The following is a 24141-nucleotide window of genomic DNA, read 5'->3' on the forward strand; positions in this document are numbered from 1 at the left end:
ATGCAGGGAGCAAAAAGAATGAATTCCGAAGAACTCAAGACATTGGCCATTCGGTTGGCGGCCCTGACCGACTTGCTGGAGGAGCGCAGCCGGCAGTGCGTGCTCGAAGTGTCGCAAAGCGGCGACCGGTTGATGCAGACTGCGCAGGGCCTGGGGCTGGCGGGGCAGCAACTGGCACAAGAAACCGTAAGCACCATTGGCGCGCTTGCGCAAGAGGTGATCAGGCGCGGGCTGAAGCAGGCGCTGGACCAGTGCAGCCATGAATTGCAGCAGACTGCGCGCCAGGCGACGCAGACAGCGGCAAATCTGCATGAGCAGAGGGCTGCGCTGCAGCGCACCCAGCGCGGCCTGATCTGGAAAGCCGGGCTCGCACTGCTGGTCGGAGCGGTGCTGGCGGCCGGCGGCTCCGGTTACCTGGTCTGGAAGAGCCTGGAAGCAGCCCGGCAAGCCGACTTCAGCACCGCGATCGTCCGCGCCACGCACTCCGGTGCCCTGACCCAATGTGGCGGCGTGCTGTGCATCAAGACGGGAAAAAACATAGTGCGTTACGACAAGAACGGCGATTACATTCTTCTCAAGGAATAGACGATCCAATGACCAGTACAGCAGCCCTCGGCGGCATCAAAGTTCTCGATCTGTCCCGCGTGCTCGCGGGCCCGTGGTGTACGCAGATCCTTGCGGACCTGGGTGCCGACGTCATCAAGATCGAGCGGCCCGGCGTGGGCGATGACACGCGCACCTGGGGCCCGCCGTTCATCAAGGACGCGAACGGTAACGACACCGACCAGGCCAGCTACTTCACCGCCTGCAACCGCAACAAGCGCTCGGTCACGGTCGACATGGCCACGCCCGATGGGCAGGCGTTGCTCAAGCTGATGGCGGCGCAGGCCGACATCGTGGTCGAGAACTTCAAGACCGGCGGCCTCGAGCAATACGGGCTCGACCACAAGAGCCTGCGCGCGGCCAACCCGCGGCTCATCTATTGCAGCGTGACCGGCTTCGGCCACGACGGCCCGTATGCCGAGCGCGCGGGCTACGACCTGATGATCCAGGCCATGACCGGCATGATGAGCATCACCGGCCGTCCCGACGACGTGCCAGGCGGCGGCCCGCTGCGCGTGGGCGTGGCGCTCACCGACCTGTTCACCGGCGTCTATGCGAGCACTGCGGTCCTCGCGGCGCTGCAGGTGCGCGACCGCACCGGCGAAGGCCAGCACATCGACATGGCGCTGCTCGACGTGGGCATGGCCATCCTCGCCAACCAGGCGAGCGCCTTTCTCAACACCGGCAAGGCGCCGCAGCGCCAGGGCAACACGCATCCGAGCCTTGCGCCTTATCAAGACTTTCCGACACTGGACGGTTCGATGCTGCTGGCCATCGGCAACAACGGCCAGTTCGCGCGCTTCTGCGAGGCGGCCGGCCACCCGGAGTGGGCGGCCGATGCGCGCTTTGCCACCAACACCCTGCGCGTGAAGCACCGCGGCGTGCTCATTCCGATGATGGAAGAGCTCACGCGCACCCGAACCACCGCCGATTGGGTCACGCTGCTCGAGGACAAGGCCGTGCCCTGCGGCCCGATCAACGACATTGCCCAAGCCTTCGACGATGCGCAGGTCAAGTCGCGCGGCCTGGCCGTGACGCTGCCGCGCGATGCGGGCGACGGCATCGAAAGCATCACCGGCGTGGCGAGCCCGCTGCGTCTGACGGCCACGCCGCCGGTGCTGCGCCATGCGCCGCCGGCGCTGGGCCAGCACACGCGCGAGGTGCTGGCCGAGTTCGGCATCGACGCCGCGCGCTTCGACACCCTGCGCGCGGCGGGCGTGGTTTAAAGAAAAGAGAACCGGCCATGACCGACCCGATGCACAGCCCACCGTTCTCGGTGCTGCGCATCGATCATGTCGTGCTGCGCGTGAAGGACGTCGAGCAGTCGATTGCCTTTTATCGCGATGTGCTGGGCTGCGTCGTCGAGAAGCGCCGTGACGACCTCGGCCTGGTGCATCTGCGCGCCGGCACCAACCTCATCGACCTTGTCACGCTCGATGGCCCGCTCGGCAAGCAGGGCGGCGCCCTGGCCGGCAAGGAAGGCCGCAACGTCGACCACATCTGCCTGCGCATCGAGCCCTTCGACGAAACGGCGATCCGCGCGTTGATGGCCCGACACGGCGTGCCGGTGCACGGCGAGGTGCAGAACAACTTCGGTGCCGAGGGGAATGGCCCTTCGATGTATATCACCGATCCGGACGGCAACAGCGTCGAACTCAAGGGCGCGGCGGGTTGATTCCGTGTCTCCTGGTTGCCGCGGTTTTGGTTTCGGCGGGCTGTTCGTTCAGGGCGGCGCACCCGCCGACGGGGTACCTTGCTCCGCGAATGTCCCCCGGCGTCCCCCGGCCTGCGGCCTCCTCCTTTATTTCGCTGCGCAAGGCACCCCGCCAGCGGGTGCGTTGCACAGAGCAGCGAAATAAAGGAGGAGGCCGCAGGCCGGGGGACATTCGCGGAGGGGAGTACCCGGTGGCCTTTGCGCACGCCCTGAATGCACCCTCCCCGAATGCACCCGCACCTCGACTACCGCTCCGCCCGTTGAGCTTCGCGGAGAATCGGCGCGCGCCATCGCGCATACAACGATTTTTCAAGGGAGCTTTTCAATGTCCGAACATTCATCTGCCGCGCGTGCGACCGCGCGACTTTCCGTCGCCATGTCCGCGCTGGCCGTCGCCACGCTGCTGGCCGCCTGCGGCTCGCGCCAACCGGCCACGCCCGAGCCACCGCCCGCGACCGCCACGCCGCGCAACAGCGTCGTCATGCCCGCCATCGCCTACGGCACCACCACCAAGGGCGTGCAACTGTCGAAGGCCGACGACGCATGCGATGTGCCTGCCTCGCTACGTCAAGCCGTGCAGGATCAGCTGGTTGAACCCTACGAATTTCTGCTCGCGCCGCCGGCACCCGCCAACGCGCAGGCCGCGCCCGTGCTGAAGCTGGAAATTACCGATCTGCTGGCGAACGCGGGCGGCCTCTATGGTGACCCAAAGATCGTTCAGTTGCGCGGCACGCTGGAGCGCCAGGGCGACGCGCCCGCGAAGTTCACCGCGCAGCGCCAGATGTTCATCTACTTCGGCATGCCGCGCAGTACCTGCAGCATGGTCGGTGTCGTGACCTACAAGCTGGGCGAGGACATCGCGCAGTGGCTGCTGAAGCCGGTGGACGGTGCGGCGCTGGGCGAGCACTGACGGTCGATCCTCTGCTTGGAGCCTTTCGACGATCGTGGGGTGCCTTGTTCGGGGAGCGCACCCGCCGACGGGGTACCTTTCTCCGCGAATGTCCCCCGGCCTGCGGGCTTCCGCCCCTCCTCCGCAGCGAAATAAAGGAGGAGGGGCGCAGCCGCGGGGGACATTCGCGGAGGGGAGTACCCGGTGGCCTTTGCACCAGCCCTGAACAGCGGCGGCTCCAACGAGCAACCACCACAGGCTCTCAGCCGGCGCGCCCGACAATCGCCACGCCGAACACCACCACACCGAGCGCGAGATTCAGGCTCACCAGCTTGCGCACCATGTCGAGCCGCCCTGCCGCGACAGGCCACGCGCTTTCATCCACCGCCCGCCGCAGCGCCTTGAACACCGAGGCGCGGATGTACACGTAGATGCCAGCCATGACGATGGCAATCCCCATCATCGCCTCGACGCGCCAGTGCACGCCGCGGAAGCCGCCCATCAGCAGGATCATGGCCACGCCGGTCGCGAACAGCAGGGTGACCGCCGCATCCACGCCGACGAAGAAGCGCCGCAGCGCCGCGGCCATCGTGCGCAGGCGCAGCGGCGGCTCCAGCGTGGCAACGGCGGCGGGGCGCACCGCAAAGTGCAGGGTCGCCATGCCGCCCACCCAGAAGGCGGCGGCGAGAAGATGGATGAAGAGCAGGATGACGTGAGGCATGGGGGCCGATCAGAACACCGAAAGGTGCGAGTGCGCAATGCCGGCGCAGTTGCGTTAAAACTCCATCTTTTGCACGCAAGACAGAAAGACGAGGCTTCGATGACCCGCACCATCGCGCAAAAACGCGCCGACTTCCGCGACCTTCACGAGAAGGGCTGCTTCGTCATTCCCAACCCGTGGGACACGGGCAGCGCACGCTACCTGGAAGGCTTGGGCTTCAAGGCGCTGGCCACTACCAGTTCGGGCTTTGCATGGTCTCGAGGCAAGTCTGACGGCGCGCTGCAACGCGGGTTGATCCTCGACCATTTGCGCGAACTGGTCGCTGCCACCGACCTGCCGGTGAACGCCGACTTCGAGAACGGCTTTGCAGCCGACGCGCAAGGCGTTGCCGAAAGCGTGCGGCTCGCCATCGACACCGGTGTGGCCGGCCTCTCCATCGAGGATTCGACGGGCGATGCCGCGAACCCGCTCTTTCCCATTGGCGTGGCGGTAGAGCGGCTCCGCGCTGCGCGCCAAGCGATCGATGCGGCGGGCGGTGACACCTTGCTGATCGGCCGCGCCGAGAATTTCTTCGCGGGCCGACCCGACCTGGACGACACCGTCGCGCGGCTCAAGGCCTATGCCGAGGCCGGCGCTGATTGCCTCTACGCACCTGGCATCAAGACGCGCGAACAGATTGCTGCGGTGGTCGCGGCCGTGGCCCCCAAGCCGGTCAACCTGCTTGTCGGATCGACGAGCGAACTCACCATGCAGGACATCGCCGCACTCGGCGTGCGGCGCGTGAGCGTGGGCGGTGCACTTGCACGCGCGGCCTGGGGCGGGTTCATCCGCGCCGCGCGCACACTGGCGGAAGAGGGGCGCTTCGACGGGTTTGCGGGCGCGGCCACAGGCGGCGAGCTCGACGGATTCTTTCGGCCGTTCGGCAAGTAACGGGTACAAGGCAGGTACAACGTCCGACGCGGACCGCTCGGTCATGGATGAACTCCTCGCGGGAATTCGCAGCTGCAGCGCATGCGCCGCCCACCTTCCGCTGGGGCCACGGCCCGTGGTGCAGGCCAGCGCAAGTGCGCGGCTGCTGATCGTCGGCCAGGCGCCCAGCATGACGGTGCACAACACCGGCGTGCCATGGAACGACAAGAGCGGCGAGCAGTTGCGCCGTTGGCTCGGCATCGACCGCGAAGTGTTCTACGACCCGGCGCGAGTGGCGATCATGCCGATGGGCTACTGCTACCCGGGCCGCGGCAGCAGCGGCGATTTGCCCCCGCGCAGGGAGTGCGCTTCGCTATGGCATGAACGCCTGCTCGCGCAGATGAAGCACATTGAGTTGACGCTGCTCATCGGCCAGTATGCGCAGCGCCATTTCCTGGGCAGCACCAGCAAAGGCGGTGTGACGGAAACCGTCGAGGCCTTTGCGGAGTACGCACCGCGCTTCATCCCGCTGCCGCATCCGTCACCGCGCAACACGGGCTGGTTCAAGCACCATCCGTGGTTCGAGCGCGACGTCCTGCCGGTTCTGCGCGAGCGCGTGCGCCATGTGCTGGCAAATGCCGGCTAGCTGAGCTTGCCGGACTTTTGAACCGCCTTCTTCCGCGCCGCGGGCCGGCGCGGCGGCCTTGTCTCCAACACGAGCTCGGCCGGCAGCGTGTCGTTCCATGATTCGGTGAAATAGGCGCGGTCGCTCGGCACAAGCTGCGGCAGCGCTTCGCGCAGAAGGCCCAGCGACTGCTCGGCTGCTTGCAGGTCGCCCGCATGCGCCGCATACCAGGCGTGCTCGAAGAGGAGGCTGCAATGCTGCAGGCCCGGATAACGACGGCGTCCCGCAAGGTGATCGGCCAGCCGTGCTTTTGCCACGTCGACCCAGCGAGGCGGCCAATGCGCAGCATCGAAAGCATCTGCAAGCGGGCCGGCAAGCCTCGATATGTCGGCCGGCTCCAGCGGATTCTGCGCACGGAATTGCGCGAGCGTGGGCTCCGGCTCTGGGCGGCAATGGCCGCGTGCGATGCGCATCAGGTAGATCGCATTCCACGCGGAGCGGCCCTGGCCGTCGGTATGGCCGCAGAGCCATTCGCTGAACGCGATCCACTGCACGGCGCGGCGCGTGGTGTCGGCATTGCCGTCGTGCGAAAGGGCGGGCAGGTCGGAGAGGCCGACGCGGTCGAACAGCCAGGCGGCCATGCCCATGTTGGCAGCCACGTGCTGCGCCGCATCGAAGGAGTGCGATTCGAAGGCCGCGGCGAGCGCTTCGCCGAAGCGGCGCAATGCCTCTTCGGCCAGTGCCGCGGAGGCGGGTTTGTCGTCGGCGGCAAGCCCCAGCGCACGCGAGCGGCACACCAGCGCCCAGAGGTTGCACCACTCGAAGCGCACGTCGGGGTGGTGGCGCAGCACCAGCCCGCGCGCCGCGTCGCCGGCCATGCCGCCCAGCAGCGATTCGGCCAGCGGCAGGTCGCGCGCGGTGTAGGCGCACCAGGCCGAGACGATGCATTCCATCGCACCCAGATAGTCGTTGCCCGCCACGTGGTGCGCAAGGCGCTGTTGCTTGAGCGCCTGCAGGCGGCGGCGCGCCTGTTCGTTGTCGCCGAGCCGGCGCCACAGCATCGCCTCGTTGAGCGTGACCAGCGCACGCTGGAAGTCCGTGGCGGCCAGTGTGCCGGCAAGGCGAATCGACTCGAGCGCGCTGGCCGGCTGGGCACCCTCACCGCCGCTGCCCGCCACCGGTGCCATGAGCCTTCCTTGCCTTGCTGCCTGTTGTGAGGCGACCAGCTGTTTCCAGAACGCGGCGTCTTGCAGGTGCACGGCATCGGGTGGCGTCGGCGAGCCCGGCTCGGCCGAAGTCTTCTTGCGCGAACGCAGTCCGAGGAAAGAGGCCACTTCGGCCGAGGTGGCGGCGCGGCCACCCACCAGCAGGTGCACACGCTTCGCCTCCGCCGCGGGCAACCAGAAGGGCCCCTGGCTGCGCCGCTCGTCGTTCAAGAAGCGCGGCTCGCGCTGCGTGTCTTCGCCCCAGCCGACCTCTACATTCCAGGCCTTGAAGTCGCGAAAGGCGCGGCTCACCACCATGCGCAGCGTGCTCGCGTCCGTGACTTCGCCGCGAAGGTCGGACAGCCGCACCAGACCGCCCTCCGCGTCGTGCGCATGCTTCATGCGCGCGAGCAGCCAGAGCGACTGGAAGGCCGCGCGCCGGCCGTCGACCGATTGCGGCGAGGTGAGTTCGATGGAAAGCGGGGCGGGTTCAGCGGGTTTGGACACGCCCCGGATTGAACCTCAATTTTGCGGAGGCAGAAAAAAACAGTCTTTCGCTTTCAGTACTTGTGCTCGTCCAGCAGCGCGCTGACCTGGCTACGCCCGATGCCCAGGTCGCGCAGCTCGTGGTCGCTCATGCCGGCCAGATGCCGCGAGTCCGCGCGGCTGCGGCGGCGTTCTGCGGCGCGGCGGCGCCAGCTGCGCAAGGCATGCATCAGGCGTTGATGAAAGGGCGAGTGCGTTGGCGCTGTCACGATGGGCTCCTTGTTGGGAGCACCGATCTTGCGGCGACGCATGCTATTGTGGAAGTTGAGATTCCTGACACTTCCAATCAGCATTCCTGATGCGACACCTCAACCTCGACCAGCTCCGCACGCTCATTGCCATTGCCGACCTCGGCACTTTCTCAGCGGCGGCCAATGCGCTGCACCTTGCGCAGCCCACCGTGAGCCTGCACATCAGCGAACTCGAATCGCGGCTCGGCACCTCACTGGTGGTGCGCGGCAACCGCCGCGTCACGCCCACCGCGGCGGGCGCGGCATTGGTCGAGCGCGGACGCAAGCTGCTGCGGGACACCGACGATGCCATCGAGGCCGTCAAGCGCCAGGCCGAAGGCCGCACCGGCCGCGTGCGGCTCGGCACGTCCACCGGTGTGGTGGTCGACCTGCTGCCGCAGGTGCTCGAGGCGTTGGGCGTGGGGCATTCGGGCATCGACGTGGAGGTGAGCATCCTCGGCTCGAACGATGCGATGTCCCGGCTGGCTGCGGGCACGCTCGACATTGGCCTGGTGGCCGTGCCGCAGCCGCCGCTGCGCGATTTGGTCGTGACGCCGTGGCGCGACCAGGCCATGATGGCTTTCGTGCCGCAGCGCTGGAAGGCGCCCAAGCGCGTGACGCCGGCCTGGCTGGCGGCGCAGCCGCTGATCTTCAACGAGGCCACCACCCACATGTACCGGCTCACGATGGAGTGGTTTGCGGCGGCCGGCTTCGCGCCGCGCGCACGCATCGAGTTGAACTACGACGCCGCCATTCGCAGCCTGGTGGCGGCCGGCTACGGCGCCGCGCTGCTGCCGCTGCAGCAGTCCACCGACGCAGCGCTGAACGAGCGCATGCAGATCTTGCCGGTGACGCCCAGGCTCACGCGCCGCCTCGGCATTGCACACCGGCACCGCGCCACGTTGGACGGCGCCACGTTGAGCGTGCTGAAAGTGCTGACGGAGTTTCGCCAGCTCTGATTCAGCTCTGCGTGCGCTCGTTCGGCAGGCCTTCGATCGGGCACTCGGCGGTGCCGATGGTGCTGCGCGTGAACGACTCGACCTGCTTGCGCGCAGCTTCGGGATCGTTGATCCACTGCTTGTAGAAGTCGAACGGGCATTCGGCCACGCCCTTGTCGCCGTCGCCCGAGTTGATGACGCCGGTGTAGCCGCGGTGCATGAGCTTGAACAGGTGGTTCTGCGACTGGCCGTTCTTGCGCGCATCGCGGATCAGCCCCATGGAAAGCTCGGCGTAGTTGATGCCCATTTCTTCCTCGCCGCACTCGCCGAGCGTGCGGCCGTCGAAGCCGATGATGGCCGAGTGCCCGAAGTACGAGTACACGCCGTCGAAGCCCGCCGCGTTGGCCACCGCCACGTAGGTGTTGTTCATGAAGGCCATGGCCTTGGACACCAGGATCTGCTGCTCCTTGGCCGGGTACATGTAGCCCTGGCAGCGAATGACGAGCTCGGCGCCACGCATCGTGCAGTCGCGCCAGATCTCGGGGTAGTTGCCGTCGTCGCAGACGATGAGGCTGATCTTCATGCCCTTGGGGTCGTCGCTCACGTAGGTGCGGTCGCCCGGGTACCAGCCCTCGATCGGCACCCAGGGCATGATCTTGCGGTACTTCTGGACGATCTCGCCCTGGTTGCTCATGAGGATGAGCGTGTTGTAGGGCGCCTTGTCCGGATGCTGCTCGTGGCGCTCGCCGGTCAGCGAGAACACGCCCCACACGTTGGCGCGGCGGCAGGCGTCGGCAAAGATGGCGGTCTCCTCGCCGGGCACGGTGGCGGCGGTGTCGTACATCTCCTTGGTGTCGTACATGATCCCGTGCGTGGAGTATTCGGGAAAGATCACCAGGTCCATGCCCGGCAGGCCCTTCTTCATGCCGACCAGCATCTCGCCGATCTTGCGGGCGTTGTCCAGCACCTCGGCCTTGGTGTGCAGGCGGGGCATCTTGTAGTTGACGACCGCAACGCCCACGCAATCGCTGCTGCTCGAAATATCACCATGTCGCATGACGCTGCTCCTGAAGGATGGTTGAGAAACAAGAAAAAAGCCCGGGCCGGTGTTCATCCGGCTCGGGCTTGTCTGCGATGCGGCGGGTTGGTGTCGTCGAAGCCGATTGTTCTCAACTCAGCGGGGGCTGCCCATACGTCATTTCGCTGATTGCGGCGGCCTTCAGCGCGGGCGTGCGTAGTCGGATTCGATCCAGGCCGTGGCGCTGGACGTGGTGAGCCTGAAGGCCGGCGAGACGTTGACGCTGGCAAGCTCGGTGTCGTCCGCGTCGTCATGCGCGGTGAGCGTGGCGGAGGGGCTGTCCTCGTCGGGCACGATGGCGAGCGACACGCGCACGCGCTGGTCGTTGCGGGCGGTGACGGTCACGCTCTTGTTGAGCGCGGCGTGCAGCTGCTGCTCATGGCGGCGAATGACTTCGGCGGCGGTCTTCACCAGCGTGGAGAAGGCGGGCCCGTCGAGCGGCTTCGGGTTCTTCTTGTCGCGGCCCATGGTCCAGGGGCCGACCAGCGCTGGCTCGGGGTCGCCGTGGCGGGTCATCTCGACAGCCCAGCCGTCGTCTTCCTCGTTCTTGATGACGCGGGCGGTCCATTGGCCGTCGCGCCAGAGGCGGGGTTCCTGAAGGGGGAGGGTGTCGTCGGAGTCGGTGGAATCTGTGGCTTCGGTCATTCGGGTGCTTGTGTTCGTGTGCGGCTCATTTTCGCCCGCGCCAGCGAACGAGCACTCAGCGCTCAGAAGACCGACAGACCGGTGCGCGCAACGAAGAGCTCCAGCGCCTTCATGCCGAGCAGCGAGTTGCCTGTGGCGTCCAGCGCCGGCGACCAGACGCACAGCGTGAGCCGGTCTGGCACCACGGCCACGATGCCGCCGCCCACGCCGCTCTTGCAGGGCAGGCCGATCGAAAACGCCACGTCGCCCGCCGCGTCGTAGGTTCCGCAGGTGAGCATCAGCGAGTTGATGCGCCGCGTCTGCCGCTCGCCGGTGACTTCGGCTTGGCCGTCGATCGGATGCGCGCCGTCGCGGCACAAAAACGCGGCCGCCCGTGCAAGCTGGCGGCAGTTCATCCGCAGCGCGCATTGGTGAAAGTAGGTGTCCAGCACATCGGCCACGTCGTTGTCGATCTTGCCGAAGCTCTTCATGAAATTGGCCAGCGCGATGTTGCGAAAGCCCGTGGCGGCTTCGGAGCGCGCCACCTCGTCGTCGAATGAAATCGGCTCGCCGCACAGGCTGCCCATCAACGCAAGAATGTCGGCCTTGGCGCTGCCGCCGCTGGCGCGCGCCTGGCTCACGAGGCGGTCGGCCACGGCAATGGCGCCCGCATTGATGAAGGGGTTGCGCGGCTTGCCGTGCTCGTTTTCCAGCTGCACCAAAGAGTTGAAGGGGTTTCCCGAAGGCTCGCGGCCGATGCGCTCCCACAGCGCGTCGCCCATGCGCTGCATGGCGAGCGTGAGCGTGAAGAGCTTGGACACGCTCTGGATCGAGAACGGCGTTTCGGCATCGCCCGCAAAAGCCTCGGCGCCCTGGCAGGTGCGCAGCGCAATGCCGAGCTGGCGCGGATCGATGCACGCCAGCGCCGGTATGTAGCTGGCCACCGTGCCGGCCGTGCCCAGCAACGGGCGCAGGGTGGCGACGATTTCGTCGAGCACCGGCTGAAAATCGGTGTCTTTCATGGGCGGCCCCTCCGCCGGTTGACCATCACGATGCCCAGGCCCACACCCACCAGCGCCACCATGAGCTGCAGCGTGAGCGGTTCGCTGAGCAGCACCACGCCGAACACCAGCGCGAACAGCGGCGTCAAGAAACTGAACGACGACATCTGCGTGGCGGGATAGTGCCGCAACAGCCACATCCAGGTGAGATAGCTCGCGAAGGCACCGATCACGGTCTGCAGGCCGATCGATGTCCATGCCCAGGCTGAATACGAGAAGCCCCACTTTTCGCCCAGCACCAGCGAGATCACCGGGCACACCGCCGCGGTCACGCCCACTTGGTAGAACAAGGCTTTCTCGGCGCTCGCGGTGGCCAGCCGCGTGGTGCGCAGCGCCAGCGTGGTCAGGCCCCAGAGCATGCCGCCGACGAGCCCCATGGCATCGCCGAGCAATTGGCCCGAGCTCGAATGCCCGAAGCCCTCGCTGAATGCGAACACCACGGCCGCGAACGCGATGACGAGGCCCAGCCATTGCAAGCCCCGCAGGCGTTCGGCCGGCACCCAGCGCGGCAGCAGCAGCGACACCCAGAAGGGCGCGGTGTAAAGAAACACCGTGAGCCGCGAGGCCGAGGTGTGCTGCAGGCCCAGGTAGATGCAGGCGAACTCGCCCGCGAACAGCAGCCCCACCAAGAGGCCGCCCGGCAGCGTGCCGTCGCGCTCGAAAAGCGGTACCCGGCGCGATACGCACCAGAGCCACAGCAGCACGACGGCGCCCGCCATGCGAATGGAAGCCTGCCAGAGCGGCGGCACCTCGGTGACTGTGGTCTTGATGAGAATCTGCTGCAGCCCCCAGAACGCGCAGCAAGCGATGAGAAGGCCGATGGCGAGGGAGTCGAGGTGGGTCTTGCGCTGGATCATTCGTCTCGTTGCTGTCTTTGTTGTCGCTTGTGTTGCCGCCAATGCTTTGCTCACTGGCCGGCTGTCGGGTAGGGTGGTTTGCCGCGGGTGCCGATCATCAGGTCGGGCACCACGGTCTCGACGTCGGGCACCGCGCGTGCGGCGTGTTCGAGCTTGCGGGCCAATGCGCTCGAGGGCACGCAGCCCTGCAGGTAGACCCAGCGCCGCTGGATGACCACCCATACGCTGCTCTTCTGCACGCCCGGCACGGCCAGCAGCGCGGCGCGCACCTTGGGCGCGAGCGGCTTGTCGTAGCGATAGGCGTTGCTGTCGGTGCACTTGCCGGCCAGCCAGCAGCTGGTGCCGCGCTCCAGCCGCGAATGGGTCTGGGCGCGCCGTTCCTCCGCGGTATAGAAGGGGCCTTGCGGCACGGCGCAAGCGGCGAGGCCGGCGGAAACGCGAAAGAACGGGTCGTCGAACCAGTTCTGCTTGAGCGGTGCTCCCGCATCCTGCGCTGCCGCGGCCTGGGCGGCCAGCAGCAGCACGGGCATGAGGGCGGCAGCACGGCTCACAAGGGATGTTCCGTGTAGAAGCGCCCGCCGTGGAACAGCAGCGGCGAGGCGCCAGCGTTGTGCGTGCATCGCTCCACTTCGCCCACGAAGATCACATGGTCGCCTTCGTCGTAGCGGCTGCGGTTGAAGCACTCGAAGCTTGCCGCCGCACCCGCCAGCACCGGCGCACCGCCGAGGCCTTCGGTAAAGGCCACGTCCGCCCAGCGGTCGATGTTCTTGGTGGCGAAGCGCTCGGCCAATTCCTTCTGGTTGGCCGCCAGGATGTTGATGGCGTAGTGCGAACCGGTGCTGAGCGCCGGCATCGAGCCCGCCGCGCGCGCCAGGCTCCACAGCACCAGCGGAGGCGCAAGCGATACCGAGTTGAACGAATTCGCCGTTAGGCCGACCAGCACGCCGTCGGCCGACCGCGCGGTGACGATGGTCACGCCCGTGGCGAACATGCCGAGCGCGCTGCGGAATTCTTCGGTCGAAAAGGAAGGCGGTTGCGCCTGGGCGGGAGCGTTCACGGAAAAGCCAGAGAGTGCGCAGGATGGCGCCGCTCTATTCTGGCCGAAGGCCGGGCGAGCCGCCGACCGGCGCCTTTCGGATGCAGCTGATCTTGTTGATGATCAGATTAATCTTTTGATTGCCAAGAGTCTTACTCCCTGAAACGCATAGGGAAAGCTCCTATATTTTCTTATTAACTTAACGCTGATAAGATTAATTCGCGCCCTGCCACGGCCCCGGGGCGAGCCAGAAAAAGGAGACGACATGCTCGGACGACAACTCTCTCGGTTCCTGCGGCAGTGGGCGCCGTTCGCCATGCTCGCGCTCTTCAGCGCCGCCGCCTCGGCAGCCGGCGCCTACCCGGACCGGCCAATCCGGCTGGTTGTGCCCTACACCCCGGGGGGCATCAGCGACGTGCTGGCGCGGGCGCTGGCCGAGCGCATGCGCAAGGACCTGGGCCAGCCCGTGATCGTGGACAACAAGCCCGGCGCCAACACCGCACTGGGCGCGCGCCTGGTGGCTTCCGCCGAGCCCGACGGCTACACGGTGCTGTTTGCCACCGGCGCCACGGCGGTGCTGAATCCGCTGCTCTATCCCAAGCTGTCGTACAACCCCGAGAAGGAGCTGCAGCCCGTGGCCCGCGTCGCGGTCACGCCGATCGTGATGCTGGTCGGCAACAGCTCGCCGCACCGCACGCTGCGCGACTTGATCGCCGAAGCCAAGGCGAACCCTGGCAAGCTCAACTACGCGTCCACCGGCACCGGCAGTTCGTTGCACCTGGCCGTCGAACTGCTGCAAAGCGCCACCGGTGTCTCGCTGGTGCATGTGCCCTACAACGGCAGCGCGCCCGCCCAGGCGGCGTTGATGGCCGGCGACATCCAGTTCTTTGCCGACTCCACGGGCAGTGCCATGGGCCTGGTGCGCGGCGGCAAGCTGCGCCCGCTGGCGGTGACCACCCGCGAGCGGCTGCCGGCCCTGCCCGAGGTGCCGACGGTCGCCGAGAGCGGCTACCCGGACTACGAGGTCACCACCTGGTTCGGCCTCATGCTGCCCCGCAACGCGCCGCCCGACGTGGTGAACCGGCTGAACGCCTCTGCGGGGCACGCGGTGGTGGACCGCAGCTTCCGCGACCAGTTCGAGGCGCTCGGCCTGGTGGTGCCGCCGGCGCTGACGGCCGCCGAGTTCAACACCTACATCGGCCGCGAGCGCGAGCGCTGGGCGCCGCTGATCCGTGCCAAGCACATCGTCCTCGAGTAAGTCTCACTGAAAGTCATTGCATGTTCGAAGCCAATCTTCTGCGCGGCAAGCGCATCCTCGTGACCGGCGGCGGCTCGGGCCTCGGCCGCGAGATTGCCGAGCGTTACCTGCAACTGGGTGCCGAGGTCCACATCTGCGGCCGCCGCCAGCAGATGCTCGACGCCACCGCCGCCGAGCTCATGGAGCGCCACGGCGGCGTGGTGCGCGCGCACGCGGTGGACATCCGCCATGCCGATGCCGTCGATGCCATGGTCGAGCGCATCTGGGCCGAGCACGGTCCGCTCGACGGGCTGGTCAACAACGCGGCCGGCAACTTCGTCAGCCGCACGCAGGACGTATCTCCGCGCGGCTTCGACGCGGTCGCCAACATCGTGCTGCACGGCACCTATTACGTCACCCACCATGTCGGGCGGCGCTGGATCGCCACCGGCCACAAGGGCTCGGTGATCTCCATCGTCGTGACCTGGGTGCGCACCGGCGCGCCGTTCGTGGTGCCCTCGGCCATGAGCAAGGCCGGCGTGGACGTGATGACCAAGTCGCTCGCCATCGAGTGGGGCCGCTACGGCATCCGGCTGAACGCGATCGCGCCGGGCATCTTTCCGACCGAAGGCGCGAACAGCCGGCTCAGCCCCAAGGCGGCCTGGGAAGACGGCGCGGTACGCAACCCGATGAACCGGCTGGGCCGCATGCCCGAGCTGCAGAACCTGGCGGTGTTCCTGATGGCCGACGGCGTCGAGTGGATCACCGGCGAAACCATCGCCATCGACGGCGCAGGGCATCGGCAGAACGGCGCCTCCTTCACCGAACTTGCCGACCTGGACGACGAGGCCTGGCGCGACATGCGCGAAGCGATACGCGGGCAGGACGCACGCGACCGGGCGCTGCGCGAAGTGGCTTCGGAACCCGGCGGGCCGGTTGCCGCACCGCGAGACGATTCATGAGGATCGACCGGATCGTCGACGAAGTGGCCGCAGCAGGCCGCGGTGGCCACGCCGCGCTGGTGCTGGAGGAAGGGCGCGCGCTGTCGTATGGGGAACTGGCTGCGCGCATCGAAGAAGCGGCGGCCGCGCTCACCGAGGCCGGCCTCGCGCCGGGCCAGCGCATGGTGCTGGTGGGCGAGAACAGCGAGGACATGGTGGTGCTGCTGCTCGGAGCCATCCGCGCCGGCGGCTGGGCGGTGCCGCTCAATGCCCGCATGTCGGGCGGCGAGATCGATGCGATCTGTGCGCACTGCGAACCCCGGCTCGTGTACTTCGCGGCCGGCGCGTCGGGCGAGGCGCTGGCCCACGCCGAACGCCGTGGTGCCGGCGGCGTGCTCGCCTGCACGCCGGGCGGGCGCCTGCAGCGCTGTGAAGGACCGGGCACGGCGCCCGAAGATGCGTCCGGCGAGGTCGCGCTGATGATCTACACATCGGGCAGCACCGGCTTGCCCAAGGGCGTGATGCTGACCCACGCCAATCTCGATTTCGTCACCCGTGCCTCGATGGTGCAGCAGGTGCTGCTGCCGGAAGACGTGATCTTCCACGCGCTGCCGATCTCGCATTCGTTCGGGTTGATCTCCGCGCTGCTGTGCGCGCTGCGCGCCGGCGCCACGCTGCGCCTGGTGGGCCGCTTCTCGGCGGGGCTGCTGGCCGAGGCGATCACCAGTGGACAGGTGACGGTGTTCCAGGGCGTGCCCGCGATGTACGCGCGGCTGCACGAGTGGGCGCAGCAGCAGGGCCGCCCGCTGATCCCCAACCGGTTGCGTATGGCCTACATCGGCGGTTCGCTGGTCGACGCCACGCGCAAGGCGCAGACCGAGGCGCTGCTCGGCCTGCCGCTGCACCACGGCTACGGCCTGACCGAGTCGGCACCCGCGGCAACCCGCACCTTCGGCCATCCGCCGCCCGCGGACGTGACCGCCGGCTGGCCGATTCCGGGCGTGGAGGTGGTGCTCGCAGATGCAGACGGACGGCCCGTTGCGCGCGGCGAGCGCGGCGAAGTCCTGATCCGCGGGCCCAACGTGATGAAGGGCTACTTTCGCGATCCGGCGCAAACGCGCACGGCGGTCGATGCCGAGGGATGGCTGCACACCGGCGACATCGGCGTCTTCGGGCCAGCGGGCGATCTTTCCATTGTGGGGCGCAGCAAGGAGATGATCATCCGCGGCGGCTTCAACGTGTACCCGGCCGAGGTCGAGAAAGCGATTGCCGCCTTTGCAGAAGTGGCGCAGTGTGCGGTGGTCGGCCGCAGCGTGCCGGGCGACGAGGAGATCGTCGCCTTCGTCGAGCCGCTGCAGGGCCGCAGCATCGACACCGCGCGGCTCTGCGCCTTTCTGCGCGAACGCCTGGCGCCGTACAAGGTGCCGGCCGAGGTGCATGTGATGGCGCAACTGCCCGCCAGCCCCACCGGCAAGCTGCTCAAGGCGCAGCTGAAGGTGCTGGCGCAAGCCGTGCCGGCGCGGGTGCGGCCCTCGCTCGAGCGGCTGCTGGCGCCGCGCTCGGTGGCGGTGGTCGGCGCGTCCGACAACCCGCACAAGGTCGGCGGCCGGCCGATCCGCTACCTGCTGGAGCAAGGTTTCGGCGGGCGCATCTATCCGGTTCATCCGCGCGCCGGCGAGGTGCAGGACCTGCAGGCCTATGCGGCGCTCGACCAGCTGCCCGAGGTGCCCGATGCGGTGGTGCTGTGCATCGGTGCCGATCAGGCGGAGCAGCAGCTTGCCGAGTGCGCGCGGCTGGGCGTGGGGCATGCGCTGCTGTTCGCCTCGGGCTATGCGGAGGTCGGCGCCGAGGGCCGCGCCCGGCAGGAAACCCTGGCCGGCATCGCCCGGGCCGGCGGTGTGCGCCTGGTGGGGCCCAACAGCATCGGTGTCGCCAGTTTCGACAGCGGTGCGGTGCTTTCCTTCGCCTCGATCTACAGCGACCATGCGCCGCTCGACGGGCCGGTGGCCATCGTCTCGCAAAGCGGCGCCTTCGGTGTCTCCGCCTATGCGCTGCTGCGCGAAGCGGGTTGGGGCGTGCGCTGCGTGGCCGCCACCGGCAACGAGGCCGATGTCGACACGGCCGACCTGGTCGATGCACTGGCGCGTCAACCCGGCGTGCGGCTGGTGCTGCTCTATGTCGAACATGTGCCCGACCCGGTGCGCATGGCCGCGGCGCTCGAAACGGCGCGCCAGAGCGGCGTGGCGGTGCTGGCGGTGCGCTCCGGGCGTTCGGCGCACGGCAGGCGTTCGGCCGATCTGCATACGGGCTCGGGCGGGGCGGCCGGTGCGGGGCTCGACGCCATGTTCGAGTCGCACGGCTGCCGCACCGTGGGCGGCCTGGTCGAGCTTGTCGGCGCCGTGCCGCTGTACCTTGGACCGGCGCCCGGTGCCGGCGGCGCGGGCGGGGTGCCGCGGCTCGCGGTTGTCAGCAACTCCGGTGCGTCGTGCGTGCTGGCGGCCGACGAGGCACAGGCGCGCGGGCTGCCGCTGGCGCGGCTGTCGGCGGACGCGGAGCAGCGCCTGGCCGAACTGCTGCCCAATTTTTCGCTCAACCGCAATCCGGTCGACCTGACGGCGATGCTGCTGGCCGAACCGGCATTGCTCGGCGCGGTGATGCAGGTGGTGCTGCAGGACGCGGCCGTGGACGCCGCCGTGCTGGGCTTGCTGGCGGTGGGCGGACCGAGCTACGACCTCGCGCGCTTCGTGCGCGAAAGCCGGGCGGTGATGGACGGCGCGGCCAAGCCGCTCGCGGTCTACAGCCCCCATGCGCATGTACGGGCCGCCTTCGCCCAGGCCGGGTTCGCGGTGTTTGCCGGCGAGGCCGAAGCCATGCAGGCATTGCAGGCCGTTGCGCTGCACCGCGGCGCCTCGGCCACGAGCCCAACGGCGCCCGCTGTTTTCCCCTTCGATCTTCTGGAACCCCAGCATGCGTGATGCCGCCATCGTTTCCTACGCCCGCACGCCGATCGGCAAGGCCTTTCGCGGCACGCTCAACCTGACGCATGGCGCCACGCTCGGTGCCCACGTGGTGCGGCATGCGGTGGCGCGTGCCGGCATTCCCGCCGACGAGGTGGAAGACGTGATCCTCGGCTGCGCCTTTCCCGAAGGCGCCAACGGCTTCAACGTCGGGCGCATCTCGGCCCTTGCCGCCGGGCTGCCCGAGAGCGTGCCGGGCATGACGGTCAACCGCTACTGTTCGTCGGGCCTGCAGAGCATCGCCATCGCCGCGGAGGCGGTGCGCGCGGGCAGCCTGCAGGTGGCGGTGGCCGGCGGCACCGAATCGGTCAGCTGCGTGCGCGAGCACACCAACCAGTTCATGCGAGAGGAGCCCTGGCTGGCCGCGCATGCGCCGCAGGTCTACATGCCGATGCTCGAGACCGCCGAGGTGGTGCAGCAGCGCTACGGCATCTCGCGCGAGCGGCAGGACGCGTATGCGGCGCTGAGCCAGCAGCGCCAGGCAGAGGCAGAGGCGGCGGGCCGCTTCGACGCCGAGATCGTGCCGATCCACACCACTGTGCGCCGCCACGAGCGTGACGGCACCACGCGCGACGAGGCCGCCACGCTGGCGCGCGACGAAGGCCCGCGCGCCGGCACCAGCGCCGCAACGCTGGCCGGATTGAAGCCGGTGCTCGCGGACGGCACCGTCACCGCGGGCAATGCCAGCCAGCTGTCCGACGGCGCGGCCGCCTGCGTGGTGATGGACGCCGACTTGGCAGCGCGGCGCGGGCTTGCGGTGCTGGGCTGGTTCCGCGGCTTTGCGGTGGCCGGCTGCGCACCCGACGAAATGGGCATCGGTCCGGTCTTTGCGGTGCCCAGGCTGCTGCGGCAGGCAGGCCTTGCCGTCGACGACATCGGCCTTTGGGAGCTCAACGAAGCCTTCGCGGTACAGGTGCTCCATTGCGCCGACCGGCTCGGCATTCCGATGGAGCGCATGAACGTGAACGGTGGCGCCATCGCCATCGGCCATCCCTTCGGCATGTCGGGTGCTCGCATGGCCGGCCACGCGCTGCACGAAGGGCGCCGCCGCGGCGTGAAGTACGTGGTGGTGACGATGTGCGTCGGGGGCGGCATGGGCGCCGCCGGCCTGTTCGAGGTGGCCCCGGGCTAGGCGGCCGCGGGCTGGTAGTCCAGCCCCGCGATGAAGATCGAGAACACGTCGTGGCCGATCTTCATCGGGTCCTTGCCGACGATGTCCCAGGCGTTCTGGCGGTCGACCATCACGGTGGCCAGGCCATGGCAGGCGGTCCACGCGGCCAGCGCCGCCGGCCGCACGCGGGCGAGCGGCACGTTGCGGTGGCTCAGGTAGTCGCCCACGCAGGTTTCCAGGATGCCGTAGGAGCGCGTGGCGGCCTGCTCCAGGTCGGGGAACTGCAGCTTCTGCGGAATGGCCGGGCCGTACATCACCTGGAACAGCGCGGGCCGCTCGAGCGAGAACTGCAGGTGCGCGAGCATCACGCTGAGCAGCCGTTCACGCGGATCGTGCAGGCTGCGCAATGCGCGGATGCGCTGGTCGAACATCATGCGAAAACCCTGCGCGGCAATGGCCGCGAGGTAGCCCGACTTGCCCTCGAAGTGGTGCAGCGGCGCCGTCTGCGACACCCCGACGTCGCGCGCCGCCTGGCGCAGGCTCAGCGCGGCAAGGCCCTGCGCATCGAGGATCTCGATGCCGCGCATCACCAGTGCATCGCGCAGGTTGCCGTGGTGGTAGGTCGAGCGTTTGGTTTCCGCGGCCTCCAGCGGCGCACCGGCGCCGGATGCCGCCGGACCGGCGGGCGATTCGGCTTGCGACCTTGAGGCGGAGGTTTTCTTCATAGGCCTCTGAGCTTAAACCGGCGGCACCCGCGCGATGCGGCTCAGCCGAAGAACCAGTAGCAGACCGAGACGGCCGCCACCACGCCCGCCAGCTCGGCCAGAAGCGCACAGGCCACGGCATGGCGCGCCCGCTGGATGCCCACAGCGCCGAAGTACACGGCCAATACGTAGAAGGTGGTCTCGGTGCTGCCCTGGATGGTGGCTGCCACCAGCGCGGGAAAGCTGTCCACGCCTTGTGTCTTCATGGTTTCGATCAGCATTGCGCGGGCCGCGCTGCCCGAGAAGGGCTTGACCAGCGCGGTGGGCATGGCGTCGACAAAACGCGAATCCCAGCCGCCCATGTCGACCAGCCAGCGCAGGCCGCCAAGCAAGAACTCGAGCGCGCCCGAGGCGCGCAGCACGCCCACCGCGCACAGCATGGCCACCAGGTAGGGCAGCAGGTTCTTCGCAATGTCGAAGCCTTCCTTTGCGCCCTCGATGAAACATTCGTAGACCTTGATGCGGCGGATCGCCCCGGCCAGCAAGAAGACGATGATCACGCTGAACAGCGCGAGATTGCCCATGAGCGACGAGAGCGAAGAAATGGCCGCCGCCGACAGGGTGCCCAACAGCGCCATGAAGCCGCCGAGCAGCAGCGCGCCCGGCACCAGGTAGGCCAGCACCACAGGGTCCCACAGCCGCAGGCGCTGCGCCACGGCCACCGAGAGCAGGCCCACGAGCGTCGATGCGCTGGTGGCCAGCAGGATGGGCAGGAACACCATCGTCGGATCGGCGGCGCCCTGCTGCGCGCGGTACATGAAGATGGTTACCGGCAACAGCGTGAGCGACGACGCGTTGAGCACCAGGAACAGGATCTGCGCATTGGTGGCCGTGACCGGGTCGGGGTTCAGACGCTGCAGTTCGCGCATGGCCTTGAGGCCGATGGGCGTGGCTGCGTTGTCCAGCCCGAGCGCGTTGGCCGCGAAGTTCATGGTGATTAGCCCCAGCGCCGGATGGCCGGCGGGCACGCCAGGCATCAGCCGCCGGAACAATGGTCCGAGCAGGCGCGCCAGCCAGCCCACCAGCCCCGCCGCCTCGGCAATGCGCAGAAAGCCGAGCCACAGCGTGAGCGTGCCGAACAGCAGCACCATCACCTCGACTGCGAGCCGCGCCATGGCGAACAGGCTTTCGACGATGGCCGCAAAGACGGCCGGGTCGCCGCCCACGAGCCAGCGCCCGAGCGCCGCCAGCATCGCCATTCCGAAGAAACCCAGCCACAAGCCGTTGAGCACGCGTGTTCTTTCCCTTTTTTGTGGCGTCGATCATAGGGCCCGCCCGCACGCGGTCCGTGCTACACGGGCTACAGTGCGGGCCATGACGGCCACTTCGCTGATCCGCAGGCTCGCGGCCCTGGTGTGGGTTGCCATGGCTTCGGCGTGGCTGTCGGGCTGTGCGGGCCTGCCGCCGCCGCAGCCGCGCGCGCCGAGTACGGCGCTTACCGAGGTGGCCGGCACGGCGCTCGGCCAGCTCGTGCAGCCGGCCTCGCCCGGTGGAGCGGCACCGCTGTCGGGCTTCCGGCTGCTGCCGGAAGCGGCCTTTGCCTTCGACGCCCGCATTTCGCTCGCGCGGCACGCCGAGAAGTCGCTCGACGTGCAGTACTACCTCATCCAGAACGACGACGTCGGCCTGCTGCTGCTGCGCGAACTGCGCGACGCGGCGTCGCGCGGCGTTCGGGTGCGCCTCCTGGTGGACGACCTCTACACGACCGGCGAGGACGAGGTGTTCGCTACGCTCTCAGCCTTTCCGAACATCGAGGTCCGGCTGTTCAACCCGCTGCCTTCGCGGGCTGGCTCGCTCGCGCTGCGGCTCCTGTTCTCGGCCTCGGATTTCGGCCGCATCAACCACCGCATGCACAACAAGCTGCTGGTGGCCGACAACAGCTTTGCCGTTTCGGGCGGACGCAACATCGCCAACGAATACTTCATGCGCGGCACGGCGGCGAACTTCATCGACATGGATGTGCTCTCCAGCGGGCCGGTGGTGCGCCAGATGTCCGAAGGCTTCGACCGCTACTGGAACAGCGAGCATGCGTGGCCCATCGAGCGCATAGCGCCGCCGCGCATGACGGCGGACGAGGCGCAGAGGCGCTTCGATGCCATTGCCGGCACCGCGCAGCCCGACGTGCCGATTCGCCAGCGCGACGTGATGAACAGGTCGCCGGTGGGCGAGCAGCTCACCACCGGCAAGATCGACCTGCGCTGGGCGCCGTTCACGCTCTTTGTCGACGACCCCGCCAAGATCACGCGCGCGCCCGTGGCAGCCTATGCGGGCAGCGTGAACGAGGGTGCGCTGGGCGTCATCAATTCGGCCCGCGATGAAGTGAAGATTGCATCGCCGTACTTCATTCCCGGCACGCGCGGCATGGCCATGATGAAGGCGGCCATCGATCGCGGGGGGAAGATCACCGTGGTAACCAACTCGCTGGGCGCGACCGACGAGCCGCTGGCCTATGCCGGCTACGAACGCTATCGCGCCGACATGCTGAAGATCGGCGTCAACATCTACGAGATTGCGCCGATGCTTACCGCGCGTTCGACGCACTTCGGCAACTTCGGCCAGTCGATCAGCCGCCTGCACGCCAAGATCGCGGTGATCGACGACCAGCGCTTTTTCATCGGCTCGATGAACCTCGATCACCGCTCCGCAGCGGTCAACACCGAGATGGGGCTCGTGATCGACAGCCCGGAACTGGTGGCCGACTACGAAAAGCTCTTGAGCGGCGGGCGCGTGAGCCTGGGTTACCGGCTGCGGATCGGTCCCAATGGCCGCCGCGTGCAGTGGCTGGAATACGACGATGCGGGCGGCGACATCGTCCACGAGGACGAGCCCGGCGAGTTTCTCTGGCTGCGCTTCAAGAACTGGCTGCTGCTGCCGATCGTGGGTGAAGAGCTGCTGTAGCCCTGGGCCTGGATTCAGGCAACTTCGATCAGCAGGTTGGGCCGAAAGCCTTCCTGTTCGCCCTTGCCCTTGTAGCCGAGCGGGTTGGCGACCACGCGGCAGCCGTCCTTCACGTAGTCGAACGGGCAGTGCAGATGGCCGTGCAGCCACAGCTGGGCGCGGGGAAGCAGCGCATCCAGCGAATTGCAGAAACCGGCAGTGCCCGGCGTAAGGCCGTAGCGCGGATCGGCGCTGGCAAGGCTGGGCGCGAAATGCGTGATGGCAACCGTGGTGCCGTCGAAGGGCTCGGCCAGCGCCTGCTCGATCCAGGCTTGGCACAGCAGGGCCTGCTCGCGCATGGCACCGGCCATGAACGGCTGGCCGCTGCGCACCGTGGCCGCCTTCTCCAGGTAGAAGTCGGCTGCGCGCATGGCCTTGCCGCGCTTCTTGAGCGCGTCGGCCAAGCCGTCGGTAGGCTCCACCAGCGCGTCGAAATCGGCCCAGAGGGTGGTGCCGACAAAGCGGATGCCGCCGATGACGGCCGTTTCGCGTTCCAGCCACAGGATGTCGAGTTCCGCGCAAAGCGCGCGCAGGCGCTCGTGGGTCGCGTCGAAATCGGTGTTGTCGTACTCGTGGTTGCCGGGCACGTAGATCACCGGCACCGGCCAGCCGTTGCGGGGGGAAAAGCGGCCAAGGCCGAAGTCGGGGTCCGTCAGGCGGGAGCCTTCCTGGTAGGAGCCGATGTCGCCCGCCAGCACCAGCATGTCTGCGCCGGGCACCGACTCGGCGTGAAAGCGGGGGTGGGACTCCAGGTGCAGGTCGGAGAGCAGTTGCAGCTTCATCTTGCTCAGTCTAGGGCAGGCCCTCGTGAATCAACCCATGCATAAAGCGCATGAACTGGGGCTTTCAATATTAGGGATAACCCCTATTCTTGGTACATCAACCACTCCAGCGCAGCCAAGAGCAGCGCACTGTCATGTTCAGCCTCATTGCCCAAGTGGCCCGTTTCTTCAGTTCTTCCAATGCCAACGCTTCGGTCAGCCACGCCGCCGCGCTGATGGAAAGCGCCGACGCCCGTGCCGGCCTCGATGCCCACCAGGCGCAGGAACTGCGTGTTGCAGCCAGCGCCTGGCTCTCCGTCGTTCGCTAAGAAAACCC

Annotated in this window: 25 protein-coding genes; 13 read left to right on the top strand and 12 right to left on the bottom strand. The window is 68.0% G+C overall.

Going from position 1 to position 24141, the window contains the following annotated elements; all coding sequences use genetic code 11:
• Positions 1-18 precede the first annotated feature (18 nt).
• The 4 genes from QHG62_RS01410 to QHG62_RS01425 all read left to right on the top strand — a co-directional run bounded on the left by QHG62_RS01410 (position 19) and on the right by QHG62_RS01425 (position 3227).
• A complete protein-coding gene (locus QHG62_RS01410; protein ID WP_281149034.1) occupies positions 19-585 on the top strand; it encodes a hypothetical protein in 567 nt (188 codons plus the stop codon).
• A gap of 8 nt (positions 586-593) precedes the next feature.
• Entirely contained in the window at positions 594-1829 is a 1236-nt protein-coding gene (locus tag QHG62_RS01415; RefSeq protein ID WP_281149035.1) for a CaiB/BaiF CoA transferase family protein, read from the top strand.
• A gap of 17 nt (positions 1830-1846) precedes the next feature.
• On the top strand, positions 1847-2278 hold the full coding sequence (locus QHG62_RS01420) for a VOC family protein (protein ID WP_281149036.1): 432 nt from the start codon (positions 1847-1849) through the stop codon (positions 2276-2278).
• Positions 2279-2642: 364 nt separating this feature from the next.
• Entirely contained in the window at positions 2643-3227 is a 585-nt protein-coding gene (locus QHG62_RS01425; RefSeq protein ID WP_281149037.1) for a hypothetical protein, read from the top strand.
• A gap of 241 nt (positions 3228-3468) precedes the next feature.
• Here the strand turns inward: QHG62_RS01425 and QHG62_RS01430 are convergent, their stop codons facing one another.
• Entirely contained in the window at positions 3469-3927 is a 459-nt protein-coding gene (locus QHG62_RS01430; protein WP_281149038.1) for a CopD family protein, read from the bottom strand.
• 99 nt (positions 3928-4026) lie between these two features.
• On the opposite strand from QHG62_RS01430, the gene QHG62_RS01435 reads away from it, so the two are divergent.
• Both QHG62_RS01435 and QHG62_RS01440 read left to right on the top strand, forming a co-directional pair.
• Positions 4027-4857: an isocitrate lyase/PEP mutase family protein gene (locus QHG62_RS01435; protein ID WP_281149039.1), complete on the top strand. Its 831-nt coding sequence runs from the start codon at positions 4027-4029 to the stop codon at positions 4855-4857.
• A gap of 43 nt (positions 4858-4900) precedes the next feature.
• Positions 4901-5482 carry a uracil-DNA glycosylase family protein gene (locus QHG62_RS01440; RefSeq protein ID WP_281149040.1) on the top strand — a complete coding sequence of 194 codons (582 nt, stop codon included), beginning with the start codon at positions 4901-4903 and terminating at the stop codon, positions 5480-5482.
• Here QHG62_RS01440 and QHG62_RS01445 read toward each other — a convergent pair.
• A complete protein-coding gene (locus QHG62_RS01445) occupies positions 5479-7173 on the bottom strand; it encodes a hypothetical protein (protein WP_281149041.1) in 1695 nt (564 codons plus the stop codon). The genes QHG62_RS01440 and QHG62_RS01445 overlap by 4 nt on opposite strands.
• A gap of 53 nt (positions 7174-7226) precedes the next feature.
• The gene (locus QHG62_RS01450) at positions 7227-7421 is read right to left on the bottom strand and encodes a DUF1127 domain-containing protein (protein ID WP_281149042.1); all 195 of its coding nucleotides are present in this window, start codon (positions 7419-7421) and stop codon (positions 7227-7229) included.
• Positions 7422-7510: 89 nt separating this feature from the next.
• Between QHG62_RS01450 and QHG62_RS01455 the strand changes: the two genes are divergently transcribed.
• Positions 7511-8401, top strand: coding sequence for a LysR family transcriptional regulator (locus QHG62_RS01455; protein WP_281149043.1), 891 nt, complete (start codon positions 7511-7513; stop codon positions 8399-8401).
• Position 8402: 1 nt separating this feature from the next.
• On the opposite strand, the gene QHG62_RS01460 is transcribed toward QHG62_RS01455, so the two are convergent.
• From QHG62_RS01460 to QHG62_RS01485, 6 genes are all read right to left on the bottom strand, one after another.
• Positions 8403-9437 (bottom strand): aliphatic amidase, encoded by a 1035-nt coding sequence (locus QHG62_RS01460; protein ID WP_281149044.1) that lies wholly within the window; start codon positions 9435-9437, stop codon positions 8403-8405.
• Positions 9438-9599: 162 nt separating this feature from the next.
• Complete coding sequence (locus QHG62_RS01465) at positions 9600-10103, bottom strand: hypothetical protein (RefSeq protein ID WP_281149045.1); 504 nt, start codon at positions 10101-10103, stop codon at positions 9600-9602.
• A gap of 62 nt (positions 10104-10165) precedes the next feature.
• Positions 10166-11104 carry a glutaminase gene (locus QHG62_RS01470; protein WP_281149046.1) on the bottom strand — a complete coding sequence of 313 codons (939 nt, stop codon included), beginning with the start codon at positions 11102-11104 and terminating at the stop codon, positions 10166-10168.
• Positions 11101-12000 carry a DMT family transporter gene (locus QHG62_RS01475; protein WP_281149047.1) on the bottom strand — a complete coding sequence of 300 codons (900 nt, stop codon included), beginning with the start codon at positions 11998-12000 and terminating at the stop codon, positions 11101-11103. Before QHG62_RS01475 ends, QHG62_RS01470 begins: the two co-directional genes overlap by 4 nt.
• A 50-nt stretch (positions 12001-12050) precedes the next feature.
• Positions 12051-12551: a BON domain-containing protein gene (locus QHG62_RS01480; RefSeq protein WP_281149048.1), complete on the bottom strand. Its 501-nt coding sequence runs from the start codon at positions 12549-12551 to the stop codon at positions 12051-12053.
• Complete coding sequence (locus QHG62_RS01485) at positions 12548-12991, bottom strand: flavin reductase family protein (RefSeq protein ID WP_274708910.1); 444 nt, start codon at positions 12989-12991, stop codon at positions 12548-12550. Before QHG62_RS01485 ends, QHG62_RS01480 begins: the two co-directional genes overlap by 4 nt.
• A 310-nt stretch (positions 12992-13301) precedes the next feature.
• On the opposite strand from QHG62_RS01485, the gene QHG62_RS01490 reads away from it, so the two are divergent.
• From QHG62_RS01490 to QHG62_RS01505, 4 genes are read left to right on the top strand one after another with little or no spacing between them, the layout of a single operon-like run.
• Positions 13302-14294 carry a Bug family tripartite tricarboxylate transporter substrate binding protein gene (locus QHG62_RS01490; protein ID WP_281149049.1) on the top strand — a complete coding sequence of 331 codons (993 nt, stop codon included), beginning with the start codon at positions 13302-13304 and terminating at the stop codon, positions 14292-14294.
• A 20-nt stretch (positions 14295-14314) separates the two neighbouring features.
• Positions 14315-15235, top strand: coding sequence for an SDR family oxidoreductase (locus QHG62_RS01495; protein WP_281149050.1), 921 nt, complete (start codon positions 14315-14317; stop codon positions 15233-15235).
• On the top strand, positions 15232-18189 hold the full coding sequence (locus tag QHG62_RS01500) for an AMP-binding protein (RefSeq protein WP_281149051.1): 2958 nt from the start codon (positions 15232-15234) through the stop codon (positions 18187-18189). Before QHG62_RS01495 ends, QHG62_RS01500 begins: the two co-directional genes overlap by 4 nt.
• Positions 18182-19363 carry an acetyl-CoA C-acyltransferase gene (locus QHG62_RS01505; RefSeq protein WP_281149052.1) on the top strand — a complete coding sequence of 394 codons (1182 nt, stop codon included), beginning with the start codon at positions 18182-18184 and terminating at the stop codon, positions 19361-19363. The genes QHG62_RS01500 and QHG62_RS01505 overlap by 8 nt, the downstream gene beginning before the upstream one ends.
• On the opposite strand, the gene QHG62_RS01510 is transcribed toward QHG62_RS01505, so the two are convergent.
• Positions 19360-20067 carry a TetR/AcrR family transcriptional regulator gene (locus tag QHG62_RS01510; protein WP_281149053.1) on the bottom strand — a complete coding sequence of 236 codons (708 nt, stop codon included), beginning with the start codon at positions 20065-20067 and terminating at the stop codon, positions 19360-19362. The two genes, QHG62_RS01505 and QHG62_RS01510, sit on opposite strands and share 4 nt — an antisense overlap.
• Positions 20068-20108: 41 nt before the next feature.
• The gene (locus QHG62_RS01515; RefSeq protein WP_281149054.1) at positions 20109-21338 is read right to left on the bottom strand and encodes a nucleoside recognition domain-containing protein; all 1230 of its coding nucleotides are present in this window, start codon (positions 21336-21338) and stop codon (positions 20109-20111) included.
• Between the two features lie 82 nt (positions 21339-21420).
• Here QHG62_RS01515 and QHG62_RS01520 point away from each other — a divergent pair, with 82 nt between their 5' ends.
• On the top strand, positions 21421-23004 hold the full coding sequence (locus QHG62_RS01520) for a phospholipase D family protein (protein WP_281149055.1): 1584 nt from the start codon (positions 21421-21423) through the stop codon (positions 23002-23004).
• 14 nt (positions 23005-23018) lie between these two features.
• Here QHG62_RS01520 and QHG62_RS01525 read toward each other — a convergent pair whose 3' ends face one another.
• Positions 23019-23825: a metallophosphoesterase gene (locus QHG62_RS01525; protein WP_281149056.1), complete on the bottom strand. Its 807-nt coding sequence runs from the start codon at positions 23823-23825 to the stop codon at positions 23019-23021.
• A gap of 134 nt (positions 23826-23959) precedes the next feature.
• Here QHG62_RS01525 and QHG62_RS01530 point away from each other — a divergent pair, with 134 nt between their 5' ends.
• Entirely contained in the window at positions 23960-24133 is a 174-nt protein-coding gene (locus QHG62_RS01530; protein WP_281149057.1) for a hypothetical protein, read from the top strand.
• Positions 24134-24141 lie beyond the last annotated feature (8 nt).

It is taken from the genome of Variovorax paradoxus (genome assembly GCF_029919115.1).
In the GTDB taxonomy this organism is placed as follows: Bacteria; Pseudomonadota; Gammaproteobacteria; order Burkholderiales; family Burkholderiaceae_C; genus Variovorax; species Variovorax paradoxus_O.

Excerpts from the sequence above, each read along its gene's own strand:
- QHG62_RS01435 (WP_281149039.1), top strand. The coding sequence starts at position 4,027 with ATGACCCGCACCATCGCGCAAAAACGCGCCGACTTCCGCGACCTTCAC.
- QHG62_RS01525 (WP_281149056.1), bottom strand. The coding sequence starts at position 23,825 with ATGAAGCTGCAACTGCTCTCCGACCTGCACCTGGAGTCCCACCCCCGC.
- QHG62_RS01530 (WP_281149057.1), top strand. The coding sequence starts at position 23,960 with ATGTTCAGCCTCATTGCCCAAGTGGCCCGTTTCTTCAGTTCTTCCAAT.
- QHG62_RS01490 (WP_281149049.1), top strand. The coding sequence starts at position 13,302 with ATGCTCGGACGACAACTCTCTCGGTTCCTGCGGCAGTGGGCGCCGTTC.
- QHG62_RS01465 (WP_281149045.1), bottom strand. The coding sequence starts at position 10,103 with ATGACCGAAGCCACAGATTCCACCGACTCCGACGACACCCTCCCCCTT.
- QHG62_RS01415 (WP_281149035.1), top strand. The coding sequence starts at position 594 with ATGACCAGTACAGCAGCCCTCGGCGGCATCAAAGTTCTCGATCTGTCC.
- QHG62_RS01500 (WP_281149051.1), top strand. The coding sequence starts at position 15,232 with ATGAGGATCGACCGGATCGTCGACGAAGTGGCCGCAGCAGGCCGCGGT.
- QHG62_RS01460 (WP_281149044.1), bottom strand. The coding sequence starts at position 9,437 with ATGCGACATGGTGATATTTCGAGCAGCAGCGATTGCGTGGGCGTTGCG.
- QHG62_RS01425 (WP_281149037.1), top strand. The coding sequence starts at position 2,643 with ATGTCCGAACATTCATCTGCCGCGCGTGCGACCGCGCGACTTTCCGTC.
- QHG62_RS01520 (WP_281149055.1), top strand. The coding sequence starts at position 21,421 with ATGACGGCCACTTCGCTGATCCGCAGGCTCGCGGCCCTGGTGTGGGTT.
- QHG62_RS01510 (WP_281149053.1), bottom strand. The coding sequence starts at position 20,067 with ATGAAGAAAACCTCCGCCTCAAGGTCGCAAGCCGAATCGCCCGCCGGT.
- QHG62_RS01475 (WP_281149047.1), bottom strand. The coding sequence starts at position 12,000 with ATGATCCAGCGCAAGACCCACCTCGACTCCCTCGCCATCGGCCTTCTC.
- QHG62_RS01410 (WP_281149034.1), top strand. The coding sequence starts at position 19 with ATGAATTCCGAAGAACTCAAGACATTGGCCATTCGGTTGGCGGCCCTG.
- QHG62_RS01430 (WP_281149038.1), bottom strand. The coding sequence starts at position 3,927 with ATGCCTCACGTCATCCTGCTCTTCATCCATCTTCTCGCCGCCGCCTTC.
- QHG62_RS01440 (WP_281149040.1), top strand. The coding sequence starts at position 4,901 with ATGGATGAACTCCTCGCGGGAATTCGCAGCTGCAGCGCATGCGCCGCC.
- QHG62_RS01495 (WP_281149050.1), top strand. The coding sequence starts at position 14,315 with ATGTTCGAAGCCAATCTTCTGCGCGGCAAGCGCATCCTCGTGACCGGC.
- QHG62_RS01420 (WP_281149036.1), top strand. The coding sequence starts at position 1,847 with ATGACCGACCCGATGCACAGCCCACCGTTCTCGGTGCTGCGCATCGAT.
- QHG62_RS01470 (WP_281149046.1), bottom strand. The coding sequence starts at position 11,104 with ATGAAAGACACCGATTTTCAGCCGGTGCTCGACGAAATCGTCGCCACC.
- QHG62_RS01505 (WP_281149052.1), top strand. The coding sequence starts at position 18,182 with ATGCGTGATGCCGCCATCGTTTCCTACGCCCGCACGCCGATCGGCAAG.
- QHG62_RS01455 (WP_281149043.1), top strand. The coding sequence starts at position 7,511 with ATGCGACACCTCAACCTCGACCAGCTCCGCACGCTCATTGCCATTGCC.
- QHG62_RS01485 (WP_274708910.1), bottom strand. The coding sequence starts at position 12,991 with ATGTTCGCCACGGGCGTGACCATCGTCACCGCGCGGTCGGCCGACGGC.